We start from the raw sequence: 26,766 nt of genomic DNA on the forward strand, positions 1-26,766 counted from the left end.
TCCGCGACGACCGGAGCGCGCGCCACTGTACGGGTCGCGCCCGTGCGGCGGCGGGAGGCCCGGCCGCTGGGACCGCGTGCCGGTCCCGCGTCCGGTGCGGGGCCGGCGGCCGCTAACGTAGCCGCAGCCCGTGGGAACCCGGAGGTGAGCCCGTGCTGGTCTTCGTCCAGATCCCGTGCCTCGACGAGGAGGCGACGCTGGCGCTCGTCCTCGCAGGCATCCCGCGGGAGATCCCGGGCGTGGGCGCGGTCGAGGTGCTCGTCGTCGACGACGGGTCGACCGACCGCACCGTGGAGGTCGCGCGCGCCCACGGCGTCACGCACGTGCTGCGGCACACCCGGACCATGGGGCTCGCGCGCTCGTTCCGGGACGGCGTCGACTACGCGCTGCGACACGGGGCGGACGTCGTCGTGAACACCGACGGCGACAACCAGTACCCGCAGGAGCGGATCGGCGACCTGGTGCGGCCGATCCTCGACGGCACGGCCGACATCGTCGTCGGCGACCGGCAGACGCGCACGATCGCGCACTTCTCGCCGTTCAAGCGGCTGATGCAGCGCGTCGGCAGCCGGGTCGTCAGCATCGCCGCCGACACCGAGCTGCCCGACGCCGCGAGCGGGTTCCGTGCCTACTCGCGCGCCGCGCTGCTGCGGCTCAACGTCGTCACCGAGTTCTCGTACTGCATGGAGACGATCATCCAGGCGGGTCACAAGCGCCTGCGGATCACGAGCGTGCCGGTCACGACGAACGCCAAGACGCGCGAGTCGCGGCTGTTCCGCAACATCTGGCACCACATGTTCAAGTCGGCGTCCGCGATCGTGCGCAGCTACCTGATGTACAAGCCGCGGTTCGTCTTCGCGACGCTCGCCGTCGTCTGCGGTGTGCTGGGCCTCGTGCCGTTCGTGCGGTTCCTCGGCAAGTGGGTGACGGGCGGCGACACCGCCGGGAACATCCAGTCGCTCGTGTTCGGCACCGTGCTGCTGGTCGGCGCGCTGCTCTCGGTGGCGCTCGGCGTGATCAGCGACCTGCTGCGGACCAACCGCGCGCTGCTCGAGGAGCAGCTCGAGCGGATCAAGGAGCTGCAGTACGGGCCCGCGCGAGACGCGGCGGGGCACCGCGTGGTGGCCGGGGAGCGCACGGACGACGCGGTCCGCGCGGGCGACGCGGGGGCGGCGGAGCGAGCGGGCGACGCGGGGGCGGCGGAGCGAGCGGGCGGCACGGCGACGGAGCGAGCGGGCGAGCGGTCGGAGGTCCCACCGGCGCCGCGCGCACCCGCCGGGCCGGCGCCGGCGCCCGACCGCCGATGACGCCTCCCCCGCGCGTGCTGGGGTTCGGCACGTACGAGGCTGACCGCCATCCCCGCGTCCGCGTCCTGCTCGACGGGCTCGCGGCGCGCGGGTACCGCGTCGCGGAGTGCGACGTGCCGCTCGGGCTCACGACCGCGGACCGGGTCGCGATGCTCCGTCGGCCGTGGCGCCTGCCACTGCTCGGGCTCCGGCTCGCGCGGGCCTGGGCGGCGCTGACGGCCCGGGCCGTGCGGCTGCGCGGCGACCGGCGGCCGGACGTCGTGCTCGTCGGCTACCTCGGCCACTTCGACGTGCTGCTCGCGCGCGCCCTCTTCCCGCGCACCACGGTCGTGCTCGACCACCTGGTGTTCGCCGCGGACACGGCCGCCGACCGCGGGGTCCGCGGCGTGCGCGGACGGCTGCTCGGCGCGCTCGACCGGGCCGCGCTGCGGTCGGCGGACGTCGTGGTGGTCGACACCGACGAGCACGCGGCGCTCGTGCCCGACGCGCTGCGCGCGCGCGTCGTCGTGGTCCCGGTCGGGGCGTCCGGTGAGTGGTTCGCGGCCGCCGAGCCGGGCCGCCCTGCCTCCCCGCGGCTGTCGGTCGTCTTCTTCGGGCTCATGACGCCGCTGCAGGGGGCACCGGTCGTGGCCCGCGCGCTGCGCGAGCTGGGCGGCGCGGTCGACGCGACCGTCGTCGGGGACGGCCAGGACTCCGCGGCCGTCGCGGAGGCGCTCGCCGGCGTGCCGCGCGTGCGCCGGCTGCCGTGGGTCGAGCCGGCCGAGCTGCCCACGCTCGTCGCGGCGCACGACGTGTGCCTCGGCGTGTTCGGCACCGGGCCGAAGGCGCTGCGCGTCGTGCCGAACAAGGCTTTCCAGGGCGCCGCCGCGGGCTGCGCGGTCGTGACGAGCGACACCCCGCCGCAGCGGCGCGTGCTCGGCGACGGCGCGGTCCTCGTGCCGCCCGGTGACGCGGCGGCGCTCGCCGAGACCCTGCGCGGCCTCGCCGCGGACCCGGCCCGCGTCGCCGACCTCCGCGTCGCGGCCGTCCGCGCCGCGGAGCAGTTCACCGCGCAGGCGGTCACGCGCGCGCTCGACGTGCGGCTCCGCGAGGCGCTCGCGTGAGCCGGGTGCTCGCCGCGCTGCGCTCGACGCCCGTGCGCGTCGCGTTCCTCGTGGTGGCGCTGGCGCTCGCGGTCGTCGCGGTCGCGCGGTCCTGGGACGACGTCGTCGCGGCGCTCGGACGCATCGACGCGTGGACCGTCGTGGCGGCCGTCGCGCTCAGCGCGCTCTACGTCGGCGGCACGCTCCTGTCGTGGCGCGCCGTGCTCGCCGACCTCGGGTCGCCGCTGCCGCTGCGGGACGCGTCGCCGCTCTTCGTCGTCAGCCAGCTCGGCAAGTACGTGCCCGGCGGGGTGTGGAACGTGGTCGCGGCGGCCGAGCTGGGCGCGGGGCACCGGATCCCGCGCCGCCGCTCGGCGTCCGCGATGGCGGTGGCGGTGCTCGTCTCGCTCGTGACCGGCGGCGTCGTCGCGCTGGTCGCCGTGGGCCTCGCGCCGACCGCCCGCCACTCGTACGCATGGGTCGTCGCGCTCGTGCCGCTGCTCGTGGCGCTGCTCGTCCCGGCGGTGCTGAACCGGCTGCTGGCGTGGGCGCTGCGCGTCGCCCGGCGCGAGCCGCTCGAGCACCCGCTCACGACCCGCGGGACGGGCGTGGCGGTCGGCTGGTCGCTCGTCGCGTGGCTCGCGGCGGGGGCCCAGGTGTTCGTCCTCGCGACGGCTGTCGGGATGCCCGCGAGCGCGCGCACGTTCGCCCTGTGCGTCGGCGGGTACGCGCTGGCGTGGGTCGTCGGCTTCCTCGTCGTCGTCGCGCCGGCCGGCCTCGGGGCGCGCGAGGTGGTGCTCGGCGCGGTGCTCGCGGGGCAGCTCGACCGCGGGTCGGTGATCACGGTGGTGCTGCTGAGCCGCATCGCGATGACGGTGGTCGACGTCGCGGCGGGGCTCGCCGGGCTGGCGACACTCCGCCGCGGGACCGTGCGGGCCGAGCGGGCCGAGCGCTGACGCGGCCGGCAGGCGCCGCGCGACCGCTCGGGTGGTCCGCGACGCCGGGCGACCGCTCGGGTGATCCGCGACGCCGGGCGACCGCTCGGGGTGATCAACGAGCGGGATCGCGCAACCGGAGCGCGCGATCGCACGCTCCGACGGAGCGATCTGGCCCCGATTGCGCGATCTCGCCCGGTTGCGCGATCTCGCCCGGTTGCGGGATCTCGCCCGGTTGCGGGATCGCGTTATCGGAGCGCGCGATCGCACGCTCCGACGGAGCGATCTGGCCCCCGTTGCGCGATCTCGCCCCGTTGCGCGGTCTCGCCGTCGGGACCCCTTTCCGCTTCGGGGGGCCCGGGGCTGCCGCCTAGGCTGGGCGGGTGAGCCGGACGCTGCGTGACGTGCCCGCGCGTGCCGACCTGCTGCTCCCGGCGCTCGAGGCGGCGCTCGACGGGTCCGGGCCGGCGGTGTCCCCGGTAGGACCCCACACCCACGCGGCGGGCAGCGACCGCGACGTCCCCGACGGGACCGCGCTCGTGGTGCGGACGTCCGGGTCGACGGGCGAGCCGCGCGAGGTCGTGCTCGCCGCGGACGCGCTGCGCGCGTCGGGCACCGCGACCGAGCGACGGCTCGCCGGGGCCGGCCGGTGGCTGCTCGCTCTCCCCGCCGAGCACGTGGCGGGTGCCCAGGTGCTCGTCCGGTCGGTGCTCGCCGGGACGACGCCCGTCGTCCTGCCCGACGGACCGTTCCGCGCGCCCACCTTCACGGCCGCGGTGGCAGCGCTGACGCACGACGGCCCGCGCTACACGTCGCTCGTGCCGACGCAGCTCGTCCGGCTGCTCGACGACGCGGCCGCGACCGACGCGCTGCGCGGCCTCGACGCGGTGCTCGTCGGTGGGGCGGCGTCCGCGCCCGACCTGCTGGTCCGGGCGCGCGCGGCCGGCGTCCCGGTCGTCACGACGTACGGCATGTCCGAGACCTGCGGCGGGTGCGTCTACGACGGCGTCCCGCTCGACGGCGTGGTCCCCCGGCTCGACGCGGACGGTCGGATCCTGCTCGCCGGGCCCGTGCTCGCGACCGGCTACCTCGGCCGCCCCGACCTCGATGCGACCGCGTTCGCGCAGGTGCACGGGGTCAGGCACCTCGTCACGAACGACCTCGGGCGGCTCGACGGCGGTGTCCTCACGGTGCTCGGCCGCGCCGATGACGTCATCCTCACCGGCGCCACGAACGTCGCGCCCGCGACCGTCGAAGCGCTGCTCGCCGCGCTGCCCGGGGTCGCCGAGGCGTGCGTGGTCGGGGTGCCGGACGACGAGTGGGGCCAGCTCGTGGTGGGCGTCGTCGTCCCCCGAGCCGGGTCGGCGGCGCCCGACCTCGACGCGGTGCGCGCGGTCGTCGCGGAGCGCCTCGGTACGGCGCACGCGCCGCGCCGCCTGGTGGTCGTCGACTCCCTGCCGCTGCGCGGACCGGGCAAGATCGACCGACGCGCCGTCGCCGCGTTGGCGGCGGCAGCGACGGACAGCAGCGTGACGAACGACCGACGCGTCGGCGCCCCGCCGGCGGCCGGCCCCGAGAGGAGCCCCGCGTGACGACCCCTTCGGAGTGGATGGCGGGCGCCCGCCCCCGCACGCTGCCGGCCGCCGCGGCGCCGGTGCTCGTCGGCACGGGCGCAGCGGCGCAGGTGGGCGGCGCGCAGCTCGGCCGCGCGCTCCTCGCTCTGGGCGTGGCGCTCGCGTTGCAGGTCGGCGTCAACTTCGCGAACGACTACTCCGACGGCATCCGGGGCACCGACGTCGACCGGGTCGGGCCGATGCGGCTGACGGCCAGCGGCGCCGCCCGCCCGGGCCAGGTCAAGGCGGCCGCGTTCGCGGCGTTCGGCGTCGCCGGGCTCCTCGGTCTCTGGCTCGTCGTCCTGTCCGGGCAGTACTGGCTGCTCGCGGTCGGCGCGCTGTGCATCCTCGCCGCCTGGTACTACACGGGCGGCCGGAACCCGTACGGGTACCGCGGGCTGGGCGAGGTGGGCGTGTTCGTGTTCTTCGGGCTCGTCGCCGTGCTCGGCACGACCTACACGCAGGCCGGCGAGCTGCCGTGGACGGCGTGGGTCGGCGCCGTGGCCGTCGGGCTGCTCGCGTGCGCGCTGCTCATGGTGAACAACCTGCGTGACGTGCCCACCGACGCGCTCGCCGGCAAGCGCACGCTCGCGGTGCGGCTCGGCGAGCAGCGCGCGCGGCGGCTGTACGGGTTCCTCGTCGTGGCGCCCATCGCACTCGGCATGGCGTGCGCGGTCGAGGCGATCTGGTCGCTGCTCGTCACGATCCTGCTGCTGCCCGCCGTGATCCTCGCGGTGATCGTGCAGCTCGGGGCGCGCGGCCGCGCCCTGGTGCCGGTGCTCGCGACGACCGGGCTGCTCGAGCTCGCGTTCGGCTTCCTGCTGGGCCTCGGCCTGGCGCTGGGCTGACCCGTGGCGGCCAGGGACGTGGCGGGCAGCGACGGGGCGGCCTGGGACGTCGCGGCGCTCGACCTCGACGCGTACCTCGCGCGGATCGGGGCGCAGCGGCCGTCGGCGCCCGACCTCGCGGCGCTGACGCACGTGCACCGCGCGCACGCGCTGACCGTCCCCTTCGAGAACCTCGACGTGCTGCTCGGCCGCGGCGTGAGCGTCGCGCTGCCCGACGTCCAGGCGAAGCTGGTCGTCGCACGCCGCGGCGGGTACTGCTACGAGCACGGCCTGCTGCTCTCGGCGGCGCTGTCGGCGCTCGGCTTCGCCGTGACGCGCCGGCTCGCCCGGATCGGCGACCCCGAGGTCGTGGCCCGCGGGCGGTCGCACCTCGTGACGCTCGTCGAGCTCGACGGCCGGGCCTGGCTCGCGGACACGGGGTTCGGCTCGGGGCTGCTCGAGCCCGTCCCGCTCGTCGACGGCCTCGTGACGGAGCAGGGCGGCTGGGCGTTCCGGACGGTGCTGGGGCTCGACGGCGGCTGGCGGCTGCAGGAGCGGTCGCACGAGGGCTCGTGGTCGACGCACTACACCGTGCCTGACGAGCAGACCTTCCCCGTCGACGTCGAGCACGCGAACCACGTGACGTCGACGAGCCCGCACTCGCGCTTCGTCGGCCAGGTCGTGGTCCAGCGCAAGGACGACGAGCGGGCGCGGCTCCTCGTCGGGAACCGGTACACCGTCCTGACGCCCGACGCGCCGCCCGAGCACCGGGTCGTCGCACCGGAGGAGCTGGGCGGGCTGCTCGCCGAGCTCGGGCTCCTGCTCACGCCGGACGAGATCGCGGTGCTGGTGGCGCTCCCGCCGCGCGACGCCTGAGGCCGGCGGGTCAGAGCTCGTCGCCGGGGGCGCGGCCCGCCGTGCCGTTCGGCCGCGTCGTCGTCTCGGTGCCGGGCTCGGGCGCGTCGGCGTCGGGCGTGCCCGCCGCCGGGGCGGTGCCGGACGCGTCCTCGGCGCCGGGTGCCGCGTCCGCGACGTCCGACGCCCGCGCGGCCTCGTCGGCGGCGTCCTCGAGGTCCGCCTGCTCGCGCGCCTTGCCCGTCAGCTCGGCCCTGCCGCCGAGCGCCTTGCGCCGCTCGGCGGCCTCCGCGAGCTGGCTCGCGGCGGCGTCACGCCACCGGCCCAGCAGCACGTACGACAGGCCCCACGCCACGAGGGCCGCGACGACCACCAGCAGGAACGAGCGCATGCCCACCAGGTAGAGGACGCCGAGGCAGACGGCGAACAGACCGAGCCGGAGGAGGGAGTAGACCGCGAGACGCACGGCCACAGGGTAGGCGCCGCGGCCGTGCGTCCCGAAAGCGCGGGACGCCGCCGCGCAGGCGCCCGGCGCTCGCCCGGCGGCTCTGCGCGGCCCGGCTTACGCTGGCCGCATGATCCGGGTCGTCGCGACGCTGCTCCTGGTCGGTCTCGTCGTGTACTGCATCGTCGACGTGCTGCGCAGCGACAAGGACGAGCGGCTCGGCGTCCCGTCGTTCCTCTGGGTGCTGCTCGTGGTGCTGCTGCCGTTCTTCGGCAGCATCGCGTGGCTCGTGGTCAGCGCCGCGCAGCGTTCGGGCCGCGCGCAGAACGTGCCGCGCGTGCGACCCCGCCGGTCGGGCGACGCCGGCCCTGCTCCGCGCCCCGTCGCCCCGGACGACGATCCCGAGTTCCTGCGCAGCCTCGAGCGGTTCCGCCGCCAGGGCGGCGCGAACGAGGGCGGCTCGGCCGCCTGACGCGCGCGTTCGGCCGGCCCGACCCGTCGCGGGCCGTAGGTTGTGCGCCATGACGACGCTCGAGGACGCGCTCGCCGGGCTCCAGCTCTGGCCGCACCACGTGGAGACCATCCGCCGCACCGCCGAGCACCTCGAGGCGCAGCCCGACGTCGTGGCCCTGCTGCTCGGCGGCTCGCTCGCGCACGGGTTCGCGATCGAGGGCTCCGACGTCGACATCGTCATCGTCGTCACCGAGGAGGAGTTCGCGCGGCGCGAGGCGTCGACGTCGTTGACGTTCCTCTCGCACGACCTCGCGACGTACGAGGGCGGGTACGTCGACGGGAAGTACGTGTCGCTCGAGTTCCTCCGCGACGTGGCGGACCGCGCCGGCGACGCGACCCGCTGGGGCTACGACAACGCCCGCATCGTGTTCACGCGCGACCCCGAGCTCGCCGACCTCCTCGCGCGCGTGGTCCGCTACCCCGCCGAGCGCGTCGCCGAGCGGCGGGAGCGCTTCGTCGCGCAGCTGCTCGCGTGGCGCTGGTACCACGACCAGGGGTTCCAGAAGGGCGACCCGTACCTGCAGGGGATCTCGCTGAACCGGGTCGTCCTGTTCGCGTGCCGGCTGGTGCTCGTCGAGAACGCGATGCTGTACCCGTTCCACAAGTGGGCGGTCCGCGTCACCGCCGGCGCGCCGAACCGGCCGGCCGCGCTGATGGACGACATCGCGGCGCTGTACGGCGACCCGACGCCGGCGCGCGTCGAGGCGCTCGTCAGCGGGCTGCTCGCGCACTACGGCATCGACGAGGCCGCGGCCGACCGCACGTGGGGCGCGTACTTCGTGCGCGACACCGAGCTGTCGTGGCGCGCCGGTCCCCCGCCGGTCGACGACCTCTGACGCCCCCGCCGCGCGGCCGCGCGACCCCGGGCACGCGCCGGGTCAGATGCCCGAGTAGCTGTGCTTGCCCGTGACGACCAGGTTGATGACCGTGAAGTTCATCAGCACGACCGCGTAGCCGACGTAGACGAAGTACGCCGCCTTGCGGCCCGTCCAGCCGCGGGTCGTGCGCGCGTGCAGGTACGCGGCGTAGACGACCCACGCGACGAACGTGCCGATCTCCTTGGGGTCCCAGCCCCAGTACCGGCCCCACGCGTGCTCGGCCCAGATCGAGCCGGCGATGAGCGTGAACGTCCAGAGCACGAAGCCGACCGCGTTGAGCCGGAACGAGAGAGCCTCGAGGTCGCGCGCCGTCGGGACCTGGTCGAGCCAGCCGAACCGGCGGCCCGTGATGCGCCACCCGGTCAGCGCGCGGCGCAGCCCGTCGACCGAGCGCCACGGCGTCACGAGGTGCGAGCGGCCCGTCTCGCGCGCGTCGCGCATCACCTGCAGCACCGCGGCGGCGAAGCCCACCGTGAAGATGCCGGTCGCCGTGATCGCGACGCCGACGTGGATGACGAGCCAGTAGCTCTTCAGCGCGGGCTGCGTCGCCTCCGCCTGGACGTACAGCTTGTTGAGCGCCAACACGAGCGCGAGCACCGCGAACGCCATGACCACGACGCCGAGGAACGCGATGACGCGGCGGCGCTGCACGATCGCGAGCGCGGTTGTCGCGACGAAGACGCCGACCAGCGTGAACTCGTACATGTTCGCCGTCGGCCACCGGCCGGCCGCGACACCGCGCAGCACGATGCCGGCGAGCAGCAGCGCGATGCCGAGGTACGTGGTCGAGCGTGCGATGCCCTCGGCCTTCGCCGAGCGACCCGCGGCGGCCTGTGCGGACGAGCCGGCGATCGCCGACGTGGTCGGCGAGCCCGGCCGTGCGCCGACGTCCGCCGCGACGCGCGCCCCGCCGGACGCGGCACCGGCAGCGCTCGCGCCGACCCCGGCACCGACCGCGACCCGGTCCTGCGCCTCGACGTCCGCCCTGTCGTCCGCGACGGCGGCGTCATCGGCGACCTGCGCGCGTCCGGCCGCCGCGACGGCGGACCGACGGCCGGCACGGTCGGCGATGCGGGCGAGGTCCACGGCGTACGCGACCAGCGCGATCGTGAAGGCCGTCGCGGCTGCCCAGACGAGCAGGGTGCTGAGGTTCCCGGTGCTCATGTGCGCTCTCCTGGTCGGGGTCGTGCGTCGGGTGCTGCGTCGGGCCGTCCGTCACGCCGTGCGGCGGTGCGGGCGCCCGGGCGTGCGACCGGTCGTGGCGCGCGCGCCGGGGCCGGTCGCGCGGCCGGCTGGGGGGTCTGCCGTCCGGCGGCCGGTGGGGCCGCGGGTGGCGGTCCCGCTGCGGGCCCCTGACCGAGCACCGCCTCGAGCGTGCGGTCGAGCTCCCCCTGGAGCCCGACGTCGTCGCCGCGCGCCAGCCCGGCCGCGGTGACCACTGTAGGGCCGCCGTCGGCGCCGGGCACCGCGCGGACGAACAGCCGACGGCGCGGCGCGAACAGCGACGCGGCGAGCCCTGCCAGCGCGCAGATCGCGAAGACGAGCACCCAGCCGAGCGTCGGGTCGTGGCGCAGGTCGAGAGCGGCGTACCGGTCGAGCCCGTGGAACGTCACGGCACCGAGCCCGTCGGGCAGCTGCACCGTCTGGCCGGGCTTGAGGTAGAGCGTGACGGGCTGCCCGGAGGCGTCGACCGACTGCTTCATGCGCGCCTCGTCGAGCTCGTACACGTTCTGCGGCACGCCGGTGTCGAGGCCGAGGTTGCCGTGCCACACCGAGAGCACGAGCAGCGGGTCCTTGGGCTGCGGGTCGATCGACCGGTACGCCCCGATGGGCAGCTTCTGCGCGGTCGGCAGCAGGAAGCCGACGAGCCCGACCTGGTCCTGCGTGCCGCTGACGTCGGGGACCTTGACGACGCCCTTGGACGTGTAGACGTTGTCCTGCGGCAGGAACGGCACCGAGCCGCTGAACGCGAGCTTGCCCGACGCGTCCGTGACGTCGATCTGCGGCGCGTACCCGTTGCCCTGCAGGTAGACGTGCGCGCCGCCGGCGTCGAGCGGGTGGTTGACCTTGATCGTCTTCTGCTCGGGCCGCGCGCCCGGGTTCGTCAGCGTGACGTGGGCCGTGAAGTCCCGGGCCTCGAGCGTCGTCGAGTCGAACCGCGAGTCGAGGCCGTCGAGCGAGAGCGTGAACGGCACGAGCGTGCTCGCGCGGAAGAGCGTGCCCTGCTCGAACGTGTCGTACTCGGTGACGGCGTTCGCGAAGCCGTGGCCCTGCACGACGATCGCCTGGCCGCGGTAGTGCAGCATCTGGCCGCTCGCGATCGACACGAGCAGCCCGACGAGCGCCAGGTGGAACAGCAGGTTGCCCGTCTCGCGCAGGTAGCCGCGCTCGGCCGAGACGGACCAGGTGCCCGCGCCCTCGTCGTGCACGTCGACCCGGTAGGTCCGCACGAACGGCAGCCAGGCCCACCCGCGCCGCAGGTGCGCCGCGGCGGCGGTCGCGACCTGCTCGGGCGGCTCGGTCGACGTGCCGCCGCCCTGCGCCGGGAAGCGGTCGAGGCGGCGCGGCGTGCGCGGCGGCCGACCGCGGACGCCGCCGAGGTGCACCTTCGTCCGCGGCAGGATGCAGCCCACCAGCGAGACGAACAGCAGCAGGTAGATCGCCGAGAACCAGAACGACGAGTAGACGTTGAACATCTGCAGCCGGTCGAGCCACGGGCCGGAGGTCGGGTGGTTCGACAGGTAGGTGGCGACCTTCGCGGGGTCCTGCGCGCGCTGCGGCAGCACCGCGCCGGGCACGGCAGCGACCGCGAGCAGCATGAGCAGGAGCAGCGCGACCCGCATGCTCGTGAGCTGCCGCCACGCCCAGCGGAGCCAGCCCACGAACCCGATCGCCGGGACGGCGACCGGGGCGGACGGCGCGAGCGGCTCGGACGGTGCCGCCGTGGCGTCCGCGGGCGGAACGGTCTCGGTCTGCGCGGCCGACGTCCGATCGGTCTCCGCGAACGCGTCCTGGAGCCCCTCGGGGCGGTAGCGCGCCATCAGACCACCGGCCGGAACGAGTCGGAGCCCGTCAGGAGCTGCTGCAGCCAGGCCGCCCAGTCGCCCCACACGCCGGTGACGAGCGCGAGGCCGAGCACGACGAGCAGCGCCCCGCCGAGCCGCATGATCGCGAGCCGGTGCCGCCGCAGGAACGCCATCATCCGCGCGGACGACTCGACGCCGAGCGCGACGAGCAGGAACGGCAGCCCGAGCCCGAGGCAGAACACGACCGCGAGGAGCGCGCCCCGGCCGGCCGAGCCGCCGTCGAGCGACAGCGTGAGGATAGCCGCGAGCGTCGGGCCGATGCACGGCGTCCAGCCGAGCCCGAACGTGACGCCGAGCAGAGGCGCGCCCCACAGGCCGGCGCGCGGTGCGAGGTGCAGGCGCTTCTCGCGCTGCAGGAACGGGACGAAGCCGAGGAACGCGAGGCCCATCAGGATCACGACCACGCCGAGCACGCGCTCGATCACGTCCTGGTGCTCGACCAGCGCGCCGCCGATCGACCCCGCGAGCACGCCGTACGCCACGAACACGGCGGTGAACCCGAGCACGAACAGCCCGACGCCGAGCAGGACGCGCACCCGCGCGGGGTCACGCGTCGCGACCGCCGTGCCGCCGCCGCGGCCGCGGCCCGACCGGCTCCCGGCGGCGCCCGTCATGCCGCCGAGGAACCCGAGGTAGCCCGGGACGAGCGGCAGCACGCACGGCGACGCGAAGCTCACGACGCCCGCGAGGAGCGCGACGGGGACGGCCAGCAGCAGCGACCCGGAGGCCGCCGTCGAGCCGAAGGCGTTCCCGACGTCCGCGAGCGCCGCGCCGCCCGTCACTGCGCGGCCTCGCCCACGAGGCCGTCGAGGATCGAGCTCACGGTCGACGGGTCGGCGAGCCCGAGGATGCGCGCCGCGACGTCGCCCTGCTTGTCGAGGAACACGGTGGTCGGCACGGCGTTCACGGGCACGGTCCCCTGCAGGGCCGCGATCGCCGCCCCGCTCGTGTCGGCGATCGACGGGTACGGGATCGCGAACCGGCTCTGGAACGCCTGCGCGGCCCCCTGGGCGTCGGTGCCGTTGACGCCGACGAACTCGACGCCCTTGCTCTTGTACTCCGTCGCCGCCTTCGCCAGGTCCGGCGCCTCGGCGCGGCACGGCGGGCAGTTGGCGTACCACGTGTTGACGACGACGACCTTGCCGCGCCAGTCGGCGACGTCGACCTTGGTGCCCTCGAAGTCGGTGCCGCTCAGCGCGACCGGGCCCTTGCGGTCGCCGACCGGCCACGTCTTGGTCGAGCCGTCGCCCGACGTGTAGCCCTGGTTGACGACGTCCGCCGGGTTGCCGGCCTTGTGGCTCGTGGTCGTCGCGCAGCCCGCGAGCGCGAGCACGGCGACGAGCACCGGCGCGGCGGCGCGCAGCACGCGACGGCCCACGTCAGGCCCCCGCCACGGTCGCGGCGCCCGGCAGCAGCGCGGCGGCCGGCTCGGAGTAGCCGAGGCCGACGAGCGCGTCGTCCTCGAACCGCAGGCTCGTCAGCGACGCGAGCGAGCACTGCCGCTTGCGCGGGTCGTGCCACAGCCGACGGTTCTCGAGCGCGAGGCGCGTGACCCACACCGGCAGCTGGTGGCTGACGAGCACGGCCTCGTGGCCCGCCGCCTGGACGCGCGCCGCGTCGACCGCGGCGAGCATGCGCGCGACCTGCTCCTGGTAGGGCTCGCCCCACGACGGGCGGAACGGGTTGCGCAGGTAGGGCCAGTGGCGGACGTGGCGCAGCGAGCCGTCGCCGACGCCGAACTTCATGCCCTGGAAGTGGTTCTCCGCCTCGAGCAGGCGCTCGTCGGTGCCGACCGGGAGCCCGAACGCGGCCGCGATGGGCGCCGCCGTCTCCTGCGCGCGCTGCAGCGGTGAGGCGATCACGGCGACGACGTCGCGCCGCGGCGAGCCCGTCTCGTCCTCGCCGGCGAGGTGCGTCGCGACCCTCTCGGCCATGGCGACGCCCCGCTCCGAGAGGCGGTACCCGGGCAGCCGCCCGTACAGCAGGCCCTCGGGGTTGTGCACCTCGCCGTGGCGCAGCAGGTGGATCGTGGTCGCGACCATGGGCCCAGTCTCGCAAACGCTCCTGTGCGTCCCGGACGGAACAGGCGGCTACGCGTCGTGACCCGCGCCACCCGGCGCGGTGCCGGCGACCGCGGACTCGGCGGCGTCGACCGCGTCGCACGCCTCTGCGGCCACGGCGCACGCGCCCGTCGTCAGGTGTGTGCGCACGGCGTCCATCGCGTCGCCGAGCGCGGCGAACTGCGCAGGCGTCAGCACGTCGACGAGGTGGTCGCGCACGGACTGCACGTGGATCGGCGCCGCCTCGACGAGCACGCGCCAGCCCTGCTCCGTCATCGTGCAGTTCACGCCGCGCGCGTCCGACGCGCACTGCGCGCGCCCGACGAGCCCGCGCTCCTCCATGCGGCGGATCGTGTGCGTGAGGCGGCTGCGGGAGTGCGCGACGCCGTCGGCGAGCTCGGACATCCGCATGGTGCGGCCGGGCACCTCGGACAGGCGGACCAGCACCTCGTACTCGTGCGACGACAGGCCCGTGCGAACCGCGAGCTCGTGGTCGAGCGCGGCGAGCAGCAGCGCGGTGCCACCGCGGAACGCGCGCCAGTGCACCTGCTGCTCGGCGTCGAGCCACCCGCCGGGCGGCGTGGGCTCGGTGGCCGTCGCCGTGGTCGCGGTGTCGACCTGCGTCGTCGTCATGACGTCTCCTCCCCCGTCCGGCCGGCGCTGTGGCGCGCGCTGCGCTCTCGCAGATGGTGCCTGGTTCCCGGGTGTCCGTGTGCTGATGTGCACAGTGTCGCGGTGTTGCGTGTCGTCGGCGAGTGTAGTACAACTTTGAACTATCGCGGTGGTTGACGCTTCAACGAGTGCTCCCCGGAGCGCTCGGGACGAGTGCCGGCCCGACCGCACCGCCCACCGCACGAACCGACTCCCGGAGGCATCCGATGACCGCCACCACCAGCACCGCCCTTCCCGCCGGCCTGACCACCGGCACGTACGCGATCGACGGCTCGCACACCGACGCCGCCTTCACCGTCCGCCACGCGGGCATCTCCAAGGTCCGCGGCACCGTCGCGGTCACCGAGGGCACCATCACGGTCGGCGAGGACCTCGCGTCGTCGTCCGTCTCCGTGGTCCTCGACCCCGCCACCGTCTCGACCGGCGACGCCAACCGCGACGGCCACCTCAAGAGCGGCGACTTCTTCGACGTCGAGAAGTTCGGCCAGTGGACGTTCGTCTCGACCGAGGTCCGCGAGGACGGCGGCGACTACGTGATCGCCGGCGACCTGACGATCCACGGCGTGACGCAGAACGTTGAGCTCGCGACCGAGTTCGCCGGCACGGCCGTCGACCCGTTCGGCAACGCGCGTGCGGGCTTCGAGGCGTCCGTGACGATCTCGCGCAAGGACTTCGGCCTGACCTGGAACGCGGCCCTCGAGGCCGGCGGCGTCCTCGTCTCGGACAAGGTCGTCATCACGCTCGACGTCTCGGCCATCAAGCAGGCCTGACGCCGCGCCGGCTCGGCCGGACGACCGCGCGGGCACGACCCGCGACCGCCGCAGGGGCGGGACGCGCACCACGAGTGTGCGTCCCGCCCCTGCGTCGTCCCCGCCCCCGCCCGAGCAGGCCCCGGAGTCAGGCGCCGGTGGCGCGGCGGTGGTCGTGGAACGCGAGGATCTGGAGCTCGCTCGCCACGTCGACGGCGCGGACGTCGACGTGCGGTGGGACGCGCAGCGACCGCGGCGCGAACGTGAGGATGCCGACCACGCCCGCCTCGACCAGCGCGTCGCACACCTCCTGCGCGGCGGCCGCGGGCGTGGCGATGAGCCCGATCGACGCGTCGGTCGCCGCGACGATCGCGCGCAGCTCGTCGAGCGGCCGGACGACGAGGCCCGCCACGGTGGTGCCGACGACGGCCGGGTCGGCGTCCACGAGCCCGACGACGCCGAAGCCCCGGTCGGCGAACCCGCTGTAGTTCGCGAGGGCGTGGCCGAGGTTGCCGATGCCGACGATGACGACGCGCCGCTGCGTCGTCAGCCCCAGGGCCACCTCGACCTGCGACGACAGGTGCTCGACGTCGTACCCGACGCCGCGGCGACCGTACGAGCCGAGCCACGAGAGGTCCTTGCGCAGCTGCGCCGACCCGACGCCGGCGCGGTCCGCGAGCTCGTCGGACGACGTCGTCACGACGCCCTCCGCGGCGAGCGCGTGCAGCGCGCGGAGGTACCCCGGCAGGCGGGCGACGGTCGCCGGCGGGATGCCGCGCCGGGCGCTCGCGCGCGCCGCGACGGGCTCGCGCTCGGGCGAGCTCCCTGCCATCGGCTGCGTGTCCACGTCGACCCCCACCGTCGGACCCGGCGCACCGGGCACCCGCACAGGCTAGGGGCTCACCCGGGGCGCGGCGAGACTCCGGCGCAGGCGCGCCGCGTCGATCCGCCAGTAGCCCTGCCGGACCCCGTCGACCTCGACCACGGGCACCAGCTCGGAGAGGTCCGCGCGCAGGTCGGCGTCCACCAGGTCGTCGACGTCGAGCTCGGTCCACGTGGCGCCCGACTCGGCGCACACCTGCTCCACGACCAGCCGGGCGTCGTCGCAGAGGTGGCACCCGGCGCGGCCGTAGAGCAGCACGCGCGGCACGTGGTCCGTCATGCGCACCACGGTAGGCGACCATGGTGCGCATGCCCGGCTCACAGCGACCTCACATGGTTGCCCAGGGCTCGCTCAGAACCCGTCCCTACAGTGGCGGTATGTCCGAGCCGTTCGACGCCCGCCCGGTGTCCCTCGTGCCGGACACCGTCACCGCCGCCTTCTTCGACGTCGACAACACGATCGTCCGCGGCGCGAGCTCGTTCCACATGGCGCGCGGCCTGCATCGCCGCGGCTTCTTCAAGGCGCGCGACATCGCCCGGTTCGCGGTCCACACCGCGCGCTACGTGACGATGGGCGAGAACGCCGAGGCGATCGACCGGCTGCGCGAGCGCGCGCTCGAGCTGATCAGCGGGCACTCGGTGGACGACGTCACCGCGGTCGCCGAGCAGGTCTACGACGAGGTGCTGCACGACCGCATCTACCCCGGCACGAAGGCGCTGCTCGACGCGCACGTCGCGGCGGGCCACCAGGTGTGGCTCGTGACGGCCTCGCCGGTCGAGATCGGCGACCTGCTGGCGCGCCGCCTCGGTGCCACCGGCTGCATCGGCACGTGCGCCGAGCACCGCGCGGGCGTCTACACCGGCCGCCTCGTGGGCGACCTGATGCACGGCCGCGCCAAGGCGGACGCGGTGCGCACGCTCGCGGCACGCGAGGGCGTCGACCTCGGGCGGTCGTACGCGTACGGCGACTCGGCCAACGACGTCGCGATCCTCTCGGCCGTCGGCCACCCGGTCGCGATCAACCCCGATGGGCACCTGCGACGGCACGCACGCGCCGCGGGCTGGACGACGCACGAGTTCCGCGACCGGCGCCGCACCGCGCGGCGCGGCGCGTCCGTGGCGAGCGCCGCCGGCCTCGCGTGGGGCCTGGGCCTCGCGGCCCGAGCAGCGCGCCGCGCGTACCGCGGACCGGCCGCGGACGTCTGAGCGCAACGGGACCGCGGAGCACCGGAGCCGCGCTGCGACACTGGACGCATGGCCCCCACCGTGCGCCCCGCCGAGCCCGACGACGTCGCCGCGCTGGCGGAGCTGGCCGCGCTGACGTTCCCGCTCGCGTGCCCGCCCGGCTCGACGCCCGCCGACCAGCAGGCGTTCATCGCGCGGCACCTCTCGTCCGAGCGGTTCGCCGACTACCTCGCCGACGACGCACGCACCGTGCTCGTGGCCGCGCTCGACGACGAGCTCGTCGGCTACACGATGCTCGTGGCCGGCGAGCCTGGCGACGACGAGGTCCGCGCCGCGCTGCGCATCCGGCCGACCGTCGAGCTCAGCAAGTGCTACGTCCACCCCGGGCACCACGGCGCGGGGGTGTCGCACGCGCTGATGACGGCGTCGATCGATGCCGGCCGGGCCGGTGGCGCGCTCGGCATGTGGCTCGGCGTCAACCAGCTCAACGCGCGCGCCCAGGCGTTCTACGCCCGCAGCGGGTTCGAGCGCGTGGGCGTCAAGCACTTCGTGGTGGGCAGCCGGCTCGAGGACGACTTCGTCTACGAGCGCGCGCTGTAGACGGAGAAGGCGCCGGGAACACGTCGGGCCCGGCAGGTGCCGGGCCCGAGCGGGTCACTTCTTGTTGCGACGCTGGTGACGCGTCTTGCGAAGCAGCTTGCGGTGCTTCTTCTTGGCCATCCGCTTGCGGCGCTTCTTGATGACGGAGCCCATAGGTCTCACTCGCTTTCCTGGGAGGCGCCGGCGGCGGCCGGGCCATGGGTGGTCGATCGGCGCGCGGCACGATCGTCCACGCACGGGAAAGTCCGAGCACATACCTTACGCGATCACGGGCACCCGCCGCCCGGACCCTGTCGACGTCGCCGCCGACGCCGCGTCAGGAGGAGAGGCGGCCGCGGTCCTCGGGCTGCTCGGCGACCGTGACGTTCGTCGCGAGGTAGTGGTCCAGCGCGTCCTGCGGGACGCGGAACGAGCGGCCGACGCGGACCGCGGGCAGCTCCCCGGCGTGCAGGAGCCGGTACACGGTCATCTTCGACACGCGCATGACGTCCGCGACCTCGAGCACCGTGAGGTAGCGGGTACGACCCGGCTGGTCGGCCATCGTTCTTCCTTCTTCGTCCGGCGACGCGTCGGACCCGCGCACCCGCCCGACGGATGCAGGGGAAACCCTAGTGGCGGGTGGGGCTGCTGTGAAAGTGGTGAACTCCTGGGACGACCAGTCGGGCGACCGCCGCGCGGGTGACGAAGCGGCTGGTCAGTCCAGCTCCGGGTCCAGCCCGAGCGACGGGAACGCCGCCGCGCGCGTGGCCCGGACCGCGCGGTCGAGGTCGTCGCCCGGGTCGTAGCCCGCCGACCACGCGCGCACCGCGGGCGTCGTGCCGTCGGACATCGTCGCCGGCCCCGAGCGGCCGTACCGGTCGCGCACGAACGTGCGCCACGACTCGGGCACGGGGGTCGCGGGGTCGACCGGCCGGTGCGCGGCGATCGCGACGAGGTGCGTCCACACACGGGGCACGACGTCGAGCACGGCGTATCCCCCGCCGCCGAGCGCCACCCACCGCCCGCCGGCCAGCTCGTGCGCGAGCCCGTGCAGCCGCTCGGCCGCGAGGCGCAGCCCGTCGACCGAGACGCGCAGGTCGGTGAGCGGGTCGAGCGCGTGCGCGTCGCAGCCGTGCTGCGTGACGAGGACGTCGGGCTCGAACGCGCGCAGCACCGCAGGCACGACGGCGTCGATCGCCCGCAGCCAGCCCGTGTCGCCCGTGCCCGACGGCAGCGCGATGTTGACGGCCGAGCCCTCGGCCCGCGGGCCGCCCGTCTCGTTCGAGAACCCGGTGCCCGGGAACAGGTGCCGCCCCGTCTCGTGCAGCGACACCGTGAGCACCCGCGGGTCGTCCCAGAACACGGCCTGCACGCCGTCGCCGTGGTGCGCGTCGACGTCGACGTACGCCACGCGCCGGGCACCGGCGTCGAGGAGCGCGTGGATCGCGATCGCCGCGTCGTTGTAGACGCAGAAGCCCGAGGCCGCGCCCGGCATGGCGTGGTGCAGGCCGCCCGCGACGTTGACCGCGTGCTCGACCTCGCCGCGCCACACCGCGAGCGCCGCGTCGACCGAGCCGGACGCGACCCGCGCAGCGGCCTCGTGCATGTGCGGGAACACCGGGTCGTCGTCGGTGCCGAGGCCGCGCGCCGGGTCGGGCGTCCCTCGCTCGGACGCTGCTCGGACGGCCGCGACGTAGTCGGCGTCGTGCACGGTGAGCAGCAGCTCGTCCGACGCCGGCTCGGCGCCCACGAGGCGGGCGCCGTCGAGCACGCCGAGCGACTCCGCCAGCCGGATCGTCAGGTCCAGGCGCTCGCTCGTCATCGGGTGGCCGTGGCCGAAGTCGTAGCTCAGCATCTCGGGCGCCCACACCACGTGCACGCGCGGGTCCGGCCTGTCCGTCATGCCGACACCGTCGCACCGGCGCGCGGCGTGTGTCGAACGGTGTCCGCGGCGGCCCTGAGCCCGCGACCTGCCCGGCGACCGGGCCGGTCGCATGCCACAGTGGGCCCGTCGGCGACGGGAGGTGGCATGGCGGGCGGGTTCCGGGGCGTGACGTGGGGGGCGCGCGAGTTCGTCGACCGCGTCGCCCGACGGTCCCCGGCCCGGCTGGCGCTCGGGGTGTTCGGCTCCGTCATCGCCGTGGTCACCGCGCTCCTCGCCGCACCGTGGGCCACGACGAGCGGCCACTCGGCCCCGTTCGTGGACACGCTCTTCACCGCGACGTCCGCGACGACCGTCACGGGGCTCACCGTCGTGCCGACCGGCACGTACTGGTCCACGTACGGGCTCGTCGTGATCCTCGTGGCGATCAAGGTCGGCGGCCTCGGCGTCATGACGCTGGCGTCGCTGCTCGGCCTCGCGGTGTCGCGCCGGCTGGGGCTGACCCAGAAGCTGCTCGTCTCGTCCGAGACGAAGGTGACGCGGCTCGGCGAGGTCGGCTCGCTCGTGCGGACCGTGATCGTCGCGTCGACCGCGCTCGAGGTGACCATCGCGGTGGTGCTGTTCCCGCGGTTCCTGATCGACGGCGAGGGCGCGGGGACGGCCGCGTGGCACTCGGTGTTCTACGCCGTCTCGGCGTTCAACAACGCCGGCTTCGTGCCGACCGAGCAGGGGCTCGTGCCGTACGGGTCCGACTGGTGGGTGCTGCTGCCGATCACCGTCGGCGTGTTCATCGGGTCGCTGGGCTTCCCGGTGATCCTCAACGTCGCGCGGCGGCTGCGCCAGCCTCGCCGCTGGTCGCTGCACTCGAAGCTGACGATCGCCACGAGCCTCGCGCTCGCCGCGGCGGGCGTGGTGCTGATCGGGGCGCTCGAGTGGAACAACACGTTCCGCGGGCTGTCGCCGTCCGGGCACGTGATCGCGTCGCTGTTCGCCGGCGTCATGCCGCGCTCGGGCGGCCTGTCGACCGTCGACGTCGGCCAGATGCACCAGACGACGTGGCTCGTGCAGGACTCGCTCATGTTCGTCGGTGGCGGCTCGGCGTCGACCGCGGGCGGCATCAAGGTGACGACGCTCGCCGTCATGCTGCTCGCGATCGTGGCCGAGGGACGCGGCGACCGGGACGTCGAGGCGTTCGGCAAGCGCATCCCGCGCGACATCCTGCAGGTCGCGATCGCCGTCTCGTTGATCTCCGCGACGTTCGTGCTGATCTGCTCGCTGCTGCTGCTCGGCATGACGGACCTCGGGCTCGACCGCGTGCTGTTCGAGACGATCTCGGCGTTCGGCACGTGCGGCCTGTCCACCGGCATCACGCCGCACCTGCCCACCGGCGCCAAGTACGTGCTCGTCGTGCTCATGTTCATCGGCCGGACCGGCACGATCACGGTTGCGGCGGCCCTCGCGCTGCGCAACCGTCGACGGGTCATCCGGCTCCCGGAAGAGAGGCCGATCATTGGCTGAACGCACGCAGGACGTCCCGGCCGGCGGCCCGCGGTCGCCCCGGAAGCCCGACGCGACCCTCGTCATCGGGCTCGGGCGGTTCGGGTCCTCGATCGCGGGCACGCTCGAGCGGCTCGGGCAGGACGTGCTCGCGGTCGAGAAGGACCCCGACCTCGTGGCGCAGTGGTCGGGGCGCGTCGCCCTCGTCGAGGCCGACGCGACGAACCCCGACGCGCTCGACCAGCTCGGGGCACGGGAGTTCCCGGTGGCCGTGGTGGGCGTCGGCTCGGCGCTCGAGGCGTCGGTGCTGATCACCGGGAACCTCGTCGACATCGGCATCCCGCAGATCTGGGCGAAGGCGATCTCCGGGGAGCACGCGCGGATCCTCCAGCGGATCGGCGCGCACCACGTGGTGCTGCCCGAGGCCGACGCGGGTGCGCGGGTCGCGCACCTCGTCTCCGGCAAGCTGCTCGACTACATCGAGGTCGAGGACGGGTTCACGGTCGTCAAGATGCGCCCGCCGAAGGAGACGCAGGGGTTCACCATCGCGCAGTCGAAGATCCGGACCCGCTACGGCGTCACGGTGATCGGCGTGAAGAGCCCGGGGCGCGACTTCGTGTTCGCGACACCCGACACGCGCATCTCGGCGAACGACCTGGTCATCGTCTCGGGTCACGCCGACCTGCTGGAGCGGTTCGCGGCCCGGCCCTGAGCCCCGACCCGGCGCGACGGCGGCTCAGCCCCGGGACACCGCGTCGGCCGCGAGCACGAGGTAGACGGCGGCCGTCCACGTGTAGGCGCGGTCGCGCAGCCCCGCGCCCGTGCGGGCGTCGAAGTTCTCCGCGAAGCCGGACCGCTCGCACAGCGCGCGGAACCTCGCGCTCACGGTGTCGGCGAGGTCGGTGAACCCGCTGACGCGCAGCCCGTCCTCGATGAGTGCGGTCGAGGGGGCCCAGATCGGGCCGCGCCAGTAGCCGTCGTCCTCGTAGTGCGGCGAGTCGACCGGCTCGGTCGCCGGGCCGAACTCGGTGAGGTGGCGTTCGACCCGCGCGGCGAGGGCGGCCCGGACGTCGTCGGGCAGGCGCTCACCGAGCACCAGAGGGAGCAGGTTGAGCAGGCTCGTGGCGGTGCTCGCGCGGCCCGAGAGCGCGCCGACCGCGACGAGCTCGGTGCCGGTCCACAGCTCGTCCACCAGCGCGTGGAGCAGCGCGTCGCGCTCCGCGCGCCAGGCGGCCGAGGCGAGCCCGAGCTCGTCGGACAGGTCCGCGAGCACCTCGAGCTGGAGCACGAGGAACGCCGCGAGGTCGGGCGACTCGATGACGCGGTCGACGTCGAACGTCGTGGAGTTGTCCCATCCGCTGTCGTTGCCGTGCTGGTAGTAGGGCAGCGCGTGGCCGGCCACGCGGCGACGCTCCAGCCAGAAGGTCGACCAGCGGGCGAGGCGCCCGTGGATCTCGCGGAGCTGCGCGTCGGTCAGCGCGCGGCTCGCGCGGGCCCGCAGGTGACGCAGCGCCCAGCCGTGGATCGGCGGCTTGACGAAGTTGTAGAGCACCTCGGAGTGCGTGATCGAGTCGGGCAGCGCGCCCGTCGCGTCCTGGTGGTCGAACGGCGCGAGGAACTGGTCGAGCGCGGCGTCGGGCTGGCCGGCCGCGAGCGCGAGCGCGTTGAAGCAGTGGTCCCAGCTCCAGAGCTTGTCCATCCAGTGCATCGACATGAGGACCGACTCGCGCGCGGCGAGCCCCTCGGGCGCGGCCGTCGCCGACCACAGCACGTAGGCCGCGAGGTCCGCCGCCGGGGTCGCCGCCGACCGCCACGGCGCGACCGCGTCGAGGTAGTCGGTGAACGTGCGGGCCACCGCGGCGACCGTCTCGTCGAACGTGCCGAGCGGCACGAACGGCTCGGCGGCGGCGTCGATCTCCTCGACGACGGCCTCCCACGACGGCTCGCCCGCCCCGAGCGTCACGGCGCGGTCCGCGACGCCGAGCGCCTCGCTGCCGTCGACCTCGAGCCGACCCGTGAGCATCGTGACGCGGTAGCGCCGGCCCGTCTCGTACGACGTGAACACCGCGGAACCGTCGACGGGGTCGACGTACAGGTACGTGCCGGTGAACGGGGTGAGGCCGCCCGCGGCGTCGACGAGCCGCAGCGCGAGGGCCGTGCCCCGCAGCCGCAGCGCGCGCAGCCCGGCGAACACCGCCTCGACCGCGGCGTGACCCGCGCGCCACGTGAACCGCGCGGCGTCGGCGTGCCACTCGACGGGCGCCGAGCCGGCGACCGGCTCGCAGCGCAGCACCGCGTGCATGCCGTTGCGGTGCGACACGAGGTGCACGTCGTCGTGGCGCGTGTGCAGCCCGACGACCGGCGACAGGTCGAGCCACGACCCGCGCACCGAGAACGGCACGTCGCGGACGTCGAAGGTGGGCAGCGCGAACGGGGGTGAGGGCGTCATCCGGGCTTTCTCTCAGTCCTTCACGGCGCCGGCGGTCACGCCGGCGGCCACGTACTTCTGCGCGACGACCAGCAGGATCGCCGCGGGGATCGAGGCCAGGACGGCGGTCGCCATCATCGGGCCCCACTCCTGGTTCTGGGAGCCGATGTAGTCGTAGATGCCCATCGTGATCGGGCGCAGGTCGCCCCCGCCGCGGTTGAGCGTCGACGCGAACAGGAAGTCGGACCACGCCCACAGGAACGCGAACAGGGCGACGGTCACGGCGGCGTTGCGCGACACCGGCAGCACGACCGACCGGAACGTGCGCCACTGCGACGCCCCGTCGATCTGTGCCGCCTGGAGGAGCTCGCGCGGGATGCCCGTCATGAACGCGGCGAACAGCATGACCGCGAACGGCACGGCGATCGTCGAGTCGGCGAGGATCAGCCCCGGCACCGTGTCGAGGATCCCGAGGTTCGTGTAGATCGTGTAGAACCCCAGGGCCATGACGACGGCCGGGACCATCTGCGCCACGATCAGCAGGAAGCTGAGCGTCCGCCGTCCCGGCAGGACCAGCTTGGACAGCGCGAACGCCGCGGGCGCCGCGATCAGCAGCGTGACGACGACCGTGCCGATGCCCACGACCATGCTCGTGCCGAGGTACGGCAGCTGGTCGTGCAGGACGACGCGGTAGTGGTCGAGCGTGAAGTCCTTCGGGTACAGGTCCCCGTCGCGGATCGAGCCGCGGGCGGTGAGCGAGACGTTCACCATCCAGTAGACGGGGAACAGCATCAGGGCGGTGAGGACCACGCCGACCGTGGTCTTCCACCACGTGCGGCGCACGCGGTGCTCGGTCAGGGCAGCCATCTCAGTCCTCCTGGCGGCGCTGGACGAACAGGTACACGAAGCCCATGAGCAGCGCCACGAGCAGGAGGATCGTGCCGACGACGGACGCCTCGGAGTACTTGATGACCGCCGAGCTGCCCTTGCCGAAGGCCATCGCGTACGCCCACGTCGCGAGCGTCTGGGACGTCCCGGTCCCGAACGTCATGATCCAGATGATGTCGACGACCTTGAGCGTGTAGACGAAGCCCAGCAGCAGCGTGATCGCGGTGACCGGCCGTAGCAGCGGGAACGTGATCGTCCAGAACTGCTTCCACGCACCCGCGCCGTCGAGCGAGGCCGCCTCGTACAGCTCGCCCGGGATGTTCTGCAGCCCCGAGTAGAGGACGACGAGGTTGAACGGGATGCCGAGCCAGATGTTGGCGATCGTCACGGACATCAGCGCGTGGTCGGCGTTGAGCCACCAGACCGGGTCGATGCCGACGACCCCGAGGAAGCGGTTGATGATGCCGGAGTCGGCGTCCATCATCCACTGCCACGTGGTCGCCGAGACGATGATCGGCAGCAGCCACGGCACGAGGAAGAGGCCGCGGAGCACGGTCGACAGCGGGAACGCCCGGCGGAAGAACTCGGCGAGCGCGAGCCCGATCGCGTACTGGAAGACCAGCGAGACGACCACGAAGATCGCGGTCTGCCGCACGGTCGGCCAGAACTGCGGCGAGCTGATGACCTCGCGATAGATGTCGAGTCCGGCGTACGGCGCCTTGCCCGTGACGAACGTCGCGCGCGTGAACCGGTGCAGGCTCATCGAGACGTTCGTCCAGAGCGGGTACGCGTAGAACACGGCGAGGTACGCGAGCAGCGGCGCGGCGAAGGCCAGGCCTGCCCACGTCGTCGGGCGCACGCGGCCGCGCCGACGCGGCGGGGTCGTCAGGCGCGACGGACCCGCCGCCGCGGCGTGCGGCGCGGCGGCGGGCACGGGCCCTGATGTCGGGGTTCCCACGGATGTCACCGATCGTCTCCTTGCGGGGGCGTGGCGGCCCGTTGCGGTGCGGGCCGCCACGCCGTCGTGCGTCAGCCCTGGGCGGCCTGGGTGAACGCGTCCTTGACCTTGGACGCGTCGCCCGCGGCGTTGAGGGCGCCCTGCAGGGCGGTCGACAGGTTCGCCGACGTCGCCGTGTAGTCCGCGCCGAGGTCGGTGGTGCGGCCCTGCGCCGCCTCGATCGCGGCGGCCCACGGCTTCCACACCGGGTCGGACGCGATCTGCTGGGCGCGCAGGTCCTTGTTCGCGGCGAAGTAGCCGAGCTGCGTCGCGGTCTTCACCTGGTTGTCCGCACCGACGAGGCAGTTGATCACCTGCTTGGCGAGGGCGTAGTGCGCGGCGCTGTCCTTGTTCTGCAGCGGCGCGAGGACGAACTCACCACCGGTCGGGACGGGAGCGGCGCCGCCGTCCTTGCCCGGCAGGGCGACCGCGACGGCCTTGAAGTCCGTGAGCTTGGCCGCGGCCTGCGCGAACCACGAGCCGTTCTCGGCGAACGCGTACTTGCCCGTCAGGAACAGGTCCCACGACGCCGACTGGTTGTCGGTGATGGCCGACTTGGGGGCGTAGCCCTTGCCGATCCAGTCGGAGACGAGCTGGCCGGCGGCGACCGCCTGGTCGGAGCCGATGTCCTTAAGGTTCGCACCCGCGCCCCAGAACCACGGGAGGAACTGGAAGACGCCCTCCTCGCCGGTGATGCCCGAGAACGTGATGCCCTTGTCGCCCGCCTGCTTGACCTTGGCGAGCGCGGCGTTGAGGCCGTCCCAGCTCGTGATGCTCGCCGGGTCGACACCGTCCTTGGTGAGGATGGCCTCGTTGTAGTACAGGCCGAGGGTGTTCGCCCCGATCGGGACGCCGTAGGCGGTGCCGTCCACCGTGCCGGGGCCGGCCAGGTTGGCGTCGAAGCCGCTCGTGTCGATGCCGACGTCGGACGCCGGGGCCAGCAGCCCCGACGACGCCGCATCCGGCACGGCCGGGTTGTCGAGCATGATCACGTCGGGTGCGTTGCCCGCCTTCACCGCGGTCGTGAGGTTGTTGAGCAGGTCGGCCGTCGCGGCCGTGGTCCGCTTGAGCGTGACGCCCGACGGCGCGCACGTCTGGAGGTACTTCGCCCAGTCCGAGCTGTCGTCGTACTGCGGGTACGGGTCCCAGACGTTGACCGTGCTGAGCGTCGAGCCCGAGCCGGACGTGCCCGTGTCGGTGGTCGAGCCGCTCGTGCCGTTGCTGCTGCAGGCCGCGAGGACGGTGACGAGAGCCGCCGCGGCTGCGAGGCCGGTCACCCGCTGGGTGCTGGAGGTGCTGAACACAGGAGGTTCCTCTCTGAATCGTGCTGTGTCGTGCCGGGGAGCTGCATGTCCTGACGAAGGGCGCCGAGCTTGCGAACCGATTCGACAGCCCTGGTGCGGCGA

General features: G+C 74.3%; 29 protein-coding genes. 13 read left to right on the forward strand and 16 right to left on the reverse strand.

What is annotated here, in order from left to right:
- The first annotated feature begins 152 nt into the window (after positions 1–152).
- The 6 genes from QRT04_RS05645 to QRT04_RS05670 all read left to right on the forward strand — a co-directional run bounded on the left by QRT04_RS05645 (position 153) and on the right by QRT04_RS05670 (position 6,640).
- Positions 153–1,307: a glycosyltransferase family 2 protein gene (locus QRT04_RS05645; RefSeq protein WP_289454156.1), complete on the forward strand. Its 1,155-nt coding sequence runs from the start codon at positions 153–155 to the stop codon at positions 1,305–1,307.
- Positions 1,304–2,410: a glycosyltransferase gene (locus QRT04_RS05650; protein WP_289454158.1), complete on the forward strand. Its 1,107-nt coding sequence runs from the start codon at positions 1,304–1,306 to the stop codon at positions 2,408–2,410. Before QRT04_RS05645 ends, QRT04_RS05650 begins: the two co-directional genes overlap by 4 nt.
- A complete protein-coding gene (locus tag QRT04_RS05655; RefSeq protein ID WP_289454159.1) occupies positions 2,407–3,345 on the forward strand; it encodes a lysylphosphatidylglycerol synthase transmembrane domain-containing protein in 939 nt (312 codons plus the stop codon). The genes QRT04_RS05650 and QRT04_RS05655 overlap by 4 nt, the downstream gene beginning before the upstream one ends.
- 362 nt (positions 3,346–3,707) lie before the next feature.
- Positions 3,708–4,916, forward strand: coding sequence for an o-succinylbenzoate--CoA ligase (gene menE, locus QRT04_RS05660; protein WP_289454160.1), 1,209 nt, complete (start codon positions 3,708–3,710; stop codon positions 4,914–4,916).
- Positions 4,913–5,785, forward strand: a complete 873-nt coding sequence (locus tag QRT04_RS05665) for a 1,4-dihydroxy-2-naphthoate polyprenyltransferase (protein WP_289454161.1) — start codon at positions 4,913–4,915, stop codon at positions 5,783–5,785. Before menE ends, QRT04_RS05665 begins: the two co-directional genes overlap by 4 nt.
- A gap of 3 nt (positions 5,786–5,788) precedes the next feature.
- Positions 5,789–6,640 carry an arylamine N-acetyltransferase family protein gene (locus QRT04_RS05670; protein ID WP_289454162.1) on the forward strand — a complete coding sequence of 284 codons (852 nt, stop codon included), beginning with the start codon at positions 5,789–5,791 and terminating at the stop codon, positions 6,638–6,640.
- 10 nt (positions 6,641–6,650) lie between these two features.
- On the opposite strand, the gene QRT04_RS05675 is transcribed toward QRT04_RS05670, so the two are convergent.
- Positions 6,651–7,085 (reverse strand): DUF4229 domain-containing protein, encoded by a 435-nt coding sequence (locus QRT04_RS05675; RefSeq protein WP_289454163.1) that lies wholly within the window; start codon positions 7,083–7,085, stop codon positions 6,651–6,653.
- A gap of 109 nt (positions 7,086–7,194) precedes the next feature.
- Here QRT04_RS05675 and QRT04_RS05680 point away from each other — a divergent pair, with 109 nt between their 5' ends.
- Together QRT04_RS05680 and QRT04_RS05685 are read left to right on the forward strand one after the other, a co-directional pair.
- Positions 7,195–7,536: a PLDc N-terminal domain-containing protein gene (locus QRT04_RS05680; protein ID WP_289454165.1), complete on the forward strand. Its 342-nt coding sequence runs from the start codon at positions 7,195–7,197 to the stop codon at positions 7,534–7,536.
- Positions 7,537–7,585: 49 nt separating this feature from the next.
- Positions 7,586–8,413: a nucleotidyltransferase domain-containing protein gene (locus QRT04_RS05685; protein WP_289454166.1), complete on the forward strand. Its 828-nt coding sequence runs from the start codon at positions 7,586–7,588 to the stop codon at positions 8,411–8,413.
- Positions 8,414–8,455: 42 nt separating this feature from the next.
- Here the strand turns inward: QRT04_RS05685 and ccsB are convergent, their stop codons facing one another.
- The 6 genes from ccsB to QRT04_RS05715 are packed head-to-tail and all read right to left on the reverse strand — an operon-like array spanning position 8,456 to position 14,234.
- The gene (ccsB, locus tag QRT04_RS05690) at positions 8,456–9,619 is read right to left on the reverse strand and encodes a c-type cytochrome biogenesis protein CcsB (RefSeq protein ID WP_289454167.1); all 1,164 of its coding nucleotides are present in this window, start codon (positions 9,617–9,619) and stop codon (positions 8,456–8,458) included.
- Complete coding sequence (resB, locus tag QRT04_RS05695; RefSeq protein ID WP_289454168.1) at positions 9,616–11,496, reverse strand: cytochrome c biogenesis protein ResB; 1,881 nt, start codon at positions 11,494–11,496, stop codon at positions 9,616–9,618. Before resB ends, ccsB begins: the two co-directional genes overlap by 4 nt.
- Complete coding sequence (locus QRT04_RS05700; protein WP_289454169.1) at positions 11,496–12,323, reverse strand: cytochrome c biogenesis CcdA family protein; 828 nt, start codon at positions 12,321–12,323, stop codon at positions 11,496–11,498. The genes resB and QRT04_RS05700 overlap by 1 nt, the downstream gene beginning before the upstream one ends.
- Positions 12,320–12,919: a TlpA family protein disulfide reductase gene (locus QRT04_RS05705; protein ID WP_289454170.1), complete on the reverse strand. Its 600-nt coding sequence runs from the start codon at positions 12,917–12,919 to the stop codon at positions 12,320–12,322. Before QRT04_RS05705 ends, QRT04_RS05700 begins: the two co-directional genes overlap by 4 nt.
- A gap of 1 nt (position 12,920) precedes the next feature.
- Positions 12,921–13,583, reverse strand: a complete 663-nt coding sequence (locus tag QRT04_RS05710; protein ID WP_289454171.1) for a histidine phosphatase family protein — start codon at positions 13,581–13,583, stop codon at positions 12,921–12,923.
- 48 nt (positions 13,584–13,631) lie between these two features.
- Positions 13,632–14,234, reverse strand: a complete 603-nt coding sequence (locus tag QRT04_RS05715) for a MarR family winged helix-turn-helix transcriptional regulator (RefSeq protein ID WP_289454172.1) — start codon at positions 14,232–14,234, stop codon at positions 13,632–13,634.
- A gap of 245 nt (positions 14,235–14,479) precedes the next feature.
- Here QRT04_RS05715 and QRT04_RS05720 point away from each other — a divergent pair, with 245 nt between their 5' ends.
- Positions 14,480–15,043: a YceI family protein gene (locus QRT04_RS05720; protein WP_289454174.1), complete on the forward strand. Its 564-nt coding sequence runs from the start codon at positions 14,480–14,482 to the stop codon at positions 15,041–15,043.
- A gap of 127 nt (positions 15,044–15,170) precedes the next feature.
- Here the strand turns inward: QRT04_RS05720 and QRT04_RS05725 are convergent, their stop codons facing one another.
- Together QRT04_RS05725 and QRT04_RS05730 are read right to left on the reverse strand one after the other, a co-directional pair.
- Positions 15,171–15,854, reverse strand: a complete 684-nt coding sequence (locus QRT04_RS05725; protein WP_289455720.1) for a redox-sensing transcriptional repressor Rex — start codon at positions 15,852–15,854, stop codon at positions 15,171–15,173.
- Positions 15,855–15,914: 60 nt separating this feature from the next.
- The gene (locus QRT04_RS05730) at positions 15,915–16,184 is read right to left on the reverse strand and encodes a glutaredoxin family protein (protein ID WP_289454175.1); all 270 of its coding nucleotides are present in this window, start codon (positions 16,182–16,184) and stop codon (positions 15,915–15,917) included.
- A 98-nt stretch (positions 16,185–16,282) separates the two neighbouring features.
- On the opposite strand from QRT04_RS05730, the gene QRT04_RS05735 reads away from it, so the two are divergent.
- Together QRT04_RS05735 and QRT04_RS05740 are read left to right on the forward strand one after the other, a co-directional pair.
- Positions 16,283–17,110, forward strand: a complete 828-nt coding sequence (locus QRT04_RS05735) for an HAD family hydrolase (RefSeq protein WP_289454176.1) — start codon at positions 16,283–16,285, stop codon at positions 17,108–17,110.
- Positions 17,111–17,158: 48 nt separating this feature from the next.
- Positions 17,159–17,689, forward strand: coding sequence for a GNAT family N-acetyltransferase (locus tag QRT04_RS05740; RefSeq protein ID WP_289454178.1), 531 nt, complete (start codon positions 17,159–17,161; stop codon positions 17,687–17,689).
- A 54-nt stretch (positions 17,690–17,743) separates the two neighbouring features.
- Here QRT04_RS05740 and QRT04_RS05745 read toward each other — a convergent pair whose 3' ends face one another.
- From QRT04_RS05745 to QRT04_RS05755, 3 genes are all read right to left on the reverse strand, one after another.
- Entirely contained in the window at positions 17,744–17,842 is a 99-nt protein-coding gene (locus QRT04_RS05745; RefSeq protein WP_003792170.1) for a 30S ribosomal protein bS22, read from the reverse strand.
- 163 nt (positions 17,843–18,005) lie between these two features.
- Complete coding sequence (locus tag QRT04_RS05750; RefSeq protein WP_289454179.1) at positions 18,006–18,230, reverse strand: helix-turn-helix domain-containing protein; 225 nt, start codon at positions 18,228–18,230, stop codon at positions 18,006–18,008.
- Positions 18,231–18,383: 153 nt separating this feature from the next.
- Complete coding sequence (locus QRT04_RS05755; protein ID WP_289454180.1) at positions 18,384–19,571, reverse strand: acetoin utilization protein AcuC; 1,188 nt, start codon at positions 19,569–19,571, stop codon at positions 18,384–18,386.
- 126 nt (positions 19,572–19,697) lie between these two features.
- Between QRT04_RS05755 and QRT04_RS05760 the strand changes: the two genes are divergently transcribed.
- Both QRT04_RS05760 and QRT04_RS05765 read left to right on the forward strand, forming a co-directional pair.
- Positions 19,698–21,068: a TrkH family potassium uptake protein gene (locus QRT04_RS05760; protein ID WP_289454181.1), complete on the forward strand. Its 1,371-nt coding sequence runs from the start codon at positions 19,698–19,700 to the stop codon at positions 21,066–21,068.
- Positions 21,061–21,759, forward strand: a complete 699-nt coding sequence (locus tag QRT04_RS05765) for a potassium channel family protein (RefSeq protein ID WP_407653565.1) — start codon at positions 21,061–21,063, stop codon at positions 21,757–21,759. Before QRT04_RS05760 ends, QRT04_RS05765 begins: the two co-directional genes overlap by 8 nt.
- Before the next feature lie 24 nt (positions 21,760–21,783).
- On the opposite strand, the gene QRT04_RS05770 is transcribed toward QRT04_RS05765, so the two are convergent.
- The 4 genes from QRT04_RS05770 to QRT04_RS05785 form a co-directional block, all read right to left on the reverse strand.
- A complete protein-coding gene (locus tag QRT04_RS05770) occupies positions 21,784–23,496 on the reverse strand; it encodes an amylo-alpha-1,6-glucosidase (protein WP_289454182.1) in 1,713 nt (570 codons plus the stop codon).
- A 12-nt stretch (positions 23,497–23,508) separates the two neighbouring features.
- Positions 23,509–24,342, reverse strand: coding sequence for a carbohydrate ABC transporter permease (locus QRT04_RS05775; RefSeq protein ID WP_289454184.1), 834 nt, complete (start codon positions 24,340–24,342; stop codon positions 23,509–23,511).
- A gap of 1 nt (position 24,343) precedes the next feature.
- Positions 24,344–25,330: a carbohydrate ABC transporter permease gene (locus QRT04_RS05780; protein ID WP_289454186.1), complete on the reverse strand. Its 987-nt coding sequence runs from the start codon at positions 25,328–25,330 to the stop codon at positions 24,344–24,346.
- A 62-nt stretch (positions 25,331–25,392) separates the two neighbouring features.
- On the reverse strand, positions 25,393–26,664 hold the full coding sequence (locus QRT04_RS05785; protein ID WP_289454188.1) for a sugar ABC transporter substrate-binding protein: 1,272 nt from the start codon (positions 26,662–26,664) through the stop codon (positions 25,393–25,395).
- Positions 26,665–26,766: the final 102 nt, after the last annotated feature.

Origin of the sequence: Cellulomonas alba (assembly GCF_030362835.1) — a bacterium.
In the GTDB taxonomy this organism is placed as follows: domain Bacteria; phylum Actinomycetota; class Actinomycetes; order Actinomycetales; family Cellulomonadaceae; genus Cellulomonas; species Cellulomonas alba.